The organism is Thiohalophilus sp., assembly GCF_031581315.1.
Taxonomy (GTDB): Bacteria; Pseudomonadota; Gammaproteobacteria; order UBA6429; family Thiohalophilaceae; genus Thiohalophilus.
The window spans coordinates 1-4,417 of the sequence record NZ_JAVLAZ010000135.1 but is presented as its reverse complement, the minus strand read 5'-3'; the positions used below and the strand labels follow the sequence as shown (position 1 = coordinate 4,417).

Sequence of the window (4,417 nt, the reverse complement as noted above, 5' to 3'; positions counted from 1 at the left end):
AACGGAAGGTGGCTTAAACGAGCACTCGGAGCGGCACAAATACGCGACAGGTCCAATTTTGCTATAGATGCTGGTCGGATGGAACGAATTCGGCGCCGTTCATCGACTGTCCATCGAGAATCTCGCAGCGTGATGACGCTTGCAGCCGCCGCCCCCAGCTAAAAGCGGCGGCATTACGCAGGATCTGGTCGCGGGATTCTTCAAAACTCATGAAGACGCCGCCTTCTCCTCGCGCCAGGGCGCTGGCGAGGATCTGGAGGCCGATGATGGTTTTGGCGCACCCCGGCTCACCGATCACCAGGGTCGCGCCCCCGGCGGGCAGTCCACCATTGGTGACCGTATCCAAATCGTGGATACCTGTCGGGCGTTTGACAAGCCCGTGTTCGGCGGTCGTGTTAGTGTCGTACATCGTATCTCCTTTACGAAGGTTTCCTCCGTCATCAGGGGCATGTCATGACCTACCTGAGGGGGTCGCGTCGGGGAGGCGTGGACGTCAGGGGCAAACGGGAATGTTGCTCCAGCAACCAGCGAAAATCTTCCACTTCCAGCGGCATGCTATAATAGTAACCTTGACCTAATCGGCACCCCAGTTCGATCAAGACATCGCGCACAGCTGTATTCTCCACGCCTTCTGCCACAGTGTCGGCCCCCAGTACCCGGCTGATGCCCAGGACCATGGATACAATATTGCGATTGAGGGGGGCCTCGAGAAGGTTGCGTACGAACCCCATGTCGATCTTGATCTCATCGAAGGGGTATTTCTGGAGGTAGAGCAGCGATGAATAGCCAGTACCGAAGTCGTCCAGGGAGATCCGTACCCCCAGCTCATGCAGGTCATCGAGCTGTTTTCGCGACGACTCTGCATCCTCGCTAAACACGCTCTCGGTGATCTCCAGCGTCAGACCCGCCGGATCGATGGCATAAGTCTCGAGGGCTTCCTGTACCTTGTGGGTAAAGCCGCCCAGACGGAGCTGTTCCACCGAGACGTTCACCGAAACCTGGACCACGTCGAGTTCCGCGTCCAGCCACTCACGCAGATGACGACAGGCCTGGAACAGCACCCAGTTGCCGATCGGGCCGATCAACTGGCTCTGTTCGGCGACATCTATGAACTGGTTGGGCATCTGCATGCCGCGTTCCGGGTGCATCCAGCGGATTAGCGCCTCGCAGGCGACCAGCTCGCCGGTCGCCAGATCAACCTTGGGCTGATAGTGCAGCTCGAGCTGATCCTCCTGCAGAGCCACACGAAGGTCTTCAGCCAGGGCAATGCGTTGCTTGGCAATCTGATCCACCTCCCAATCGTAGCCGCATAACTCGCTGTTGTCGCGGCGACCCTCGTGCAGGGCGATTTCGACCTCGTGGATCAGCACCTTAACGCTTCGTTCATCCTCGCCCAATAGTGTATAGCCGCTGTGCGTCGCCACCTTGATGACGTGTTCTGAGAGATGTATGGGGTGATGGAATATTTCGATCAGCTTATTGATCTGGGTTTGGGGCTGTGAGGCATCGGTACCGGGCAATAAGATGATAAACTGGTCACCGGAGAAACGAGCAAAAAAGGCGCCATCGGAGAGGTGTTCCTCGAGGCGTTGCGCTATCTCGATCAATAGTTGATCGCCGACATCGTAGCCCAAATCATCATTGATATGGCGCATTTCACGGATGTCCAGCAAAGCGATGATATCGTGTGGAATCCAGCCGTGCTGGTCAACGTAGCGCGAGAAGGCTTTGGCAAAACCCAGCCGATTAGCCTGACCGGTCAGCGGATCCTGATAGGCCATGTTTTCGAGCGTTTGTTCCGCCAACCGGCGTTCGGTGATATCCACGTGCATCACCACAGCGCCCTGCATATCTTCTGTTTCGGGGTTGGGGGGCAACCGTGTTGCAACCATGCGAAACCAGCGGAGCTGATCAGGAGAGTGGCAGGGATATTCAAGTGCAAAGGAGTCCCTTTCTCCCGCCAGTACGGCCTGCAATCCATCGGCCGCTTCTAGCGCTTTCTCGGCGTCGTCACCATCGGCCGTACGAGATACCGCCAGATAGTTGCTGCCGACACCGGAGGTGGCGTCTCGTTGGTCATTGCTGGTACCGAACTGTCGCCACTGGTTGTTGACCTCAAGAATCTCGCCCTTCTCATCCAGCAAGGCGATATGGGCGGGAAGCGAGTCGATCAGGGCATCTCTGGTTGCCAAGGTTTTGGCGAGAATTTTGACCACGCTGTCCTTATGGTCGAGCATCTGATTGAAGGTGTGCGAGAGATCGGCGATCTCGTCTGAACCCTTTACCGGGACGCGAACATCGTGTTCGCCCGCTTCTACCCTTCGGGCGGCTTGTGTGAGGGTCTGAAGAGGGCCGTGAATACGCTTGTAGAGCAGAGTAAAGGCAAAAATGCATAAGAGGCCGAACATGATCGCCGCCCCGGCAAAGCCGCCCGCGATCCAGTTGGCTTCTTGAGCGATTTGCCCCTGACGATGGCGCGTTAGCTCCGCAAGCGCTCTATCCAGTTCGATGCCGTGTTCGGCAACCTCATTAATGATGGTCGCGCTAGTTTGAGACAGGGGCAATGGGCTGTCGGCCAGGTCGCGGCTGTCGTTTTTTTCCTGGGATCCAAAGGAGGGCGAATAGACGTACGAAAGGTGGTCAACCAGGAGATCAATGTGGGTGATGAAGCGACGAGCAGCGGGATGATCACCCGCCAGCTCTGTTACGGTTTGCTTGAGAGATTGGGCCTCATCTAGATAGCTCTGCAGGCGTGCCGGCGCGGCGGTATTAACAAGCAGGGCATCGCTGGCCACGGAGAACGCCCCGACGCGGGCATTGAGATCCAACAGAGCCCTGATCTGCGCCTGTTTTTCACTCACAGAGCCCATGCTGTGCAGGCCCACCAGGACAAGAGCGAAAAGGCTTGTCACGCAGGCGGCGATGCTGATCTTTGAGAGGCGTACGAGTTTCACGAAGTGTATGACCTTTTGCTTTCCTGGTGAACAGTCAGCCAAACATAGTGCGCCAAGAGTGTCAGCTTCAATCAAGTCGTCTTGATTTGTTCAGCATCGATCTGCTTCGGGGAGCTTAGGCCCAAGTTTCAAGTGCAACACCCAGGGCCCAAGGGGCATAGGATGTTGCGATGGACAAACGATACAAGCACCTCAGCAGCGAGGAACGTGGCGTGATTTTTGCCGAGCATAATCGGGGCAGCAGCCAGCGGGCGATCGGGCAGCTTCTGCGTCGACCTGCGTGAACCTCTCGGACCTGGCCGATTTGGCCGCGGCGCGGTCCAACCTGGGGCTTGGCGGCATGGCCACGCAGGCCGCGAGCAATGTGGCGATCACCGGCGGCAGCATCTCCGGCATCGCGCTCGATGGCGGCACGTTCTGATCCCGCCGCCCCGGCAATACCCGGTCTGAACAGGCAAGAAGAAGGGATGCCACATGGCTTTGAAACTGAGGCGCTCGGCGGTGGCGAACAAGGTGCCCACCATCGCGCAGCTGGAGCTAGGAGAGCTGGCCGTCAATACCCATGACGGCCGGCTGTTTCTCAAGCGCGATGATGGCTCCGAGAGCATCGTCGAGATCGTCAACAGCGGGCGCGTGATCTCCGCCGGGACCGGTTTGACCGGGGGCGGCTCGCTCGCGGCCAACCGCACGCTGGCGGCGGATATTGCCACTCAGGCGGAGGCCGAAGCCGGCGCCAACAGCACCCGGCTGATGACGCCCGAGCGCACGGCGCAGGCGATTGCCGCGCTGGCCGGTTCCGGAGCGAGCACGCTCACCGCCGGTGAGACCATCCGCAGTCGGGTGGATGCTTATCAGCAGCACAATTCGACAAACTGGGGGACGCGGCATTCTTTCGACTTCGCGCAATCCGGCGCGATCCGGCTGAGCTTTGAGTATTCTTCCAGCATGAGCAAGTCTTGCGACTTCCGGGTGACCCGGCTCAGAAACGGCGTGACGACCGTGCTGAACACATGGAGCTCCAGCTCAACCACATTCGCATCCGCGTCCATCGATGTGGATGTTCAAATTGGCGACCGGGTAAGCCTGGATCGCAAGGGCATTCGGTACACCGACAATTCCGGGAAGGCCGTGTCATATGACTATGCCTACCCGCGCATCCAGAACGCCCGCTTCAAGACCGGCGGAGAGAACCTCGTCCCCGGTGTCTACGCGCCTGTGGAGAATGACTGATGCAAACCCCTCAATATGTGACGGCAGATCAAAGCTCCATTCGCCTGGAAATGGAGGGCGGCGCGGTGCGCGTGGTGGATCGCGACGGGCCGTCGGATCTCTTCGGCCGTGCTGAAGCCGGCGAGTTTGGCGCCGTCGCGCCGTTCGATCCGGGGTTTGATGTCTCCCCACCCCCGGAGTGGACCTGTCGCGTATTTGTGCCGCTCCGAGTGCTCGTTTAAGCCACCTTCCGT

6 protein-coding genes are annotated in these 4,417 nt (G+C 58.8%); 4 read left to right on the top strand and 2 right to left on the bottom strand.

The annotated features are described in order from the left end of the window. Window positions 1-61: 61 nt before the first annotated feature. A complete protein-coding gene (locus tag RI563_RS12665; RefSeq protein ID WP_310694747.1) occupies window positions 62-409 on the bottom strand; it encodes an RAD55 family ATPase in 348 nt (115 codons plus the stop codon). Window positions 410-458: 49 nt separating this feature from the next. Beyond that, complete coding sequence (locus tag RI563_RS12660) at window positions 459-2,954, bottom strand: EAL domain-containing protein (RefSeq protein WP_310694746.1); 2,496 nt, start codon at window positions 2,952-2,954, stop codon at window positions 459-461. A gap of 170 nt (window positions 2,955-3,124) precedes the next feature. On the opposite strand from RI563_RS12660, the gene RI563_RS13430 reads away from it, so the two are divergent. From RI563_RS13430 to RI563_RS12645, 4 genes are read left to right on the top strand one after another with little or no spacing between them, the layout of a single operon-like run. Next, window positions 3,125-3,238 (top strand): helix-turn-helix domain-containing protein, encoded by a 114-nt coding sequence (locus RI563_RS13430; RefSeq protein WP_317622895.1) that lies wholly within the window; start codon window positions 3,125-3,127, stop codon window positions 3,236-3,238. Next, complete coding sequence (locus tag RI563_RS12655) at window positions 3,235-3,375, top strand: hypothetical protein (RefSeq protein ID WP_310694745.1); 141 nt, start codon at window positions 3,235-3,237, stop codon at window positions 3,373-3,375. Before RI563_RS13430 ends, RI563_RS12655 begins: the two co-directional genes overlap by 4 nt. A gap of 53 nt (window positions 3,376-3,428) precedes the next feature. After that, a complete protein-coding gene (locus tag RI563_RS12650; protein WP_310694744.1) occupies window positions 3,429-4,184 on the top strand; it encodes a hypothetical protein in 756 nt (251 codons plus the stop codon). After that, complete coding sequence (locus tag RI563_RS12645) at window positions 4,184-4,405, top strand: hypothetical protein (RefSeq protein ID WP_310694743.1); 222 nt, start codon at window positions 4,184-4,186, stop codon at window positions 4,403-4,405. The genes RI563_RS12650 and RI563_RS12645 overlap by 1 nt, the downstream gene beginning before the upstream one ends. Window positions 4,406-4,417: the final 12 nt, after the last annotated feature.

Bases quoted from the DNA above. Each gene is read 5' to 3' on its own strand.
- RI563_RS12645 (WP_310694743.1), top strand. From the start codon at position 4,184: ATGCAAACCCCTCAATATGTGACGGCAGATCAAAGCTCCATTCGCCTG.
- RI563_RS12665 (WP_310694747.1), bottom strand. From the start codon at position 409: ATGTACGACACTAACACGACCGCCGAACACGGGCTTGTCAAACGCCCG.
- RI563_RS13430 (WP_317622895.1), top strand. From the start codon at position 3,125: ATGGACAAACGATACAAGCACCTCAGCAGCGAGGAACGTGGCGTGATT.
- RI563_RS12650 (WP_310694744.1), top strand. From the start codon at position 3,429: ATGGCTTTGAAACTGAGGCGCTCGGCGGTGGCGAACAAGGTGCCCACC.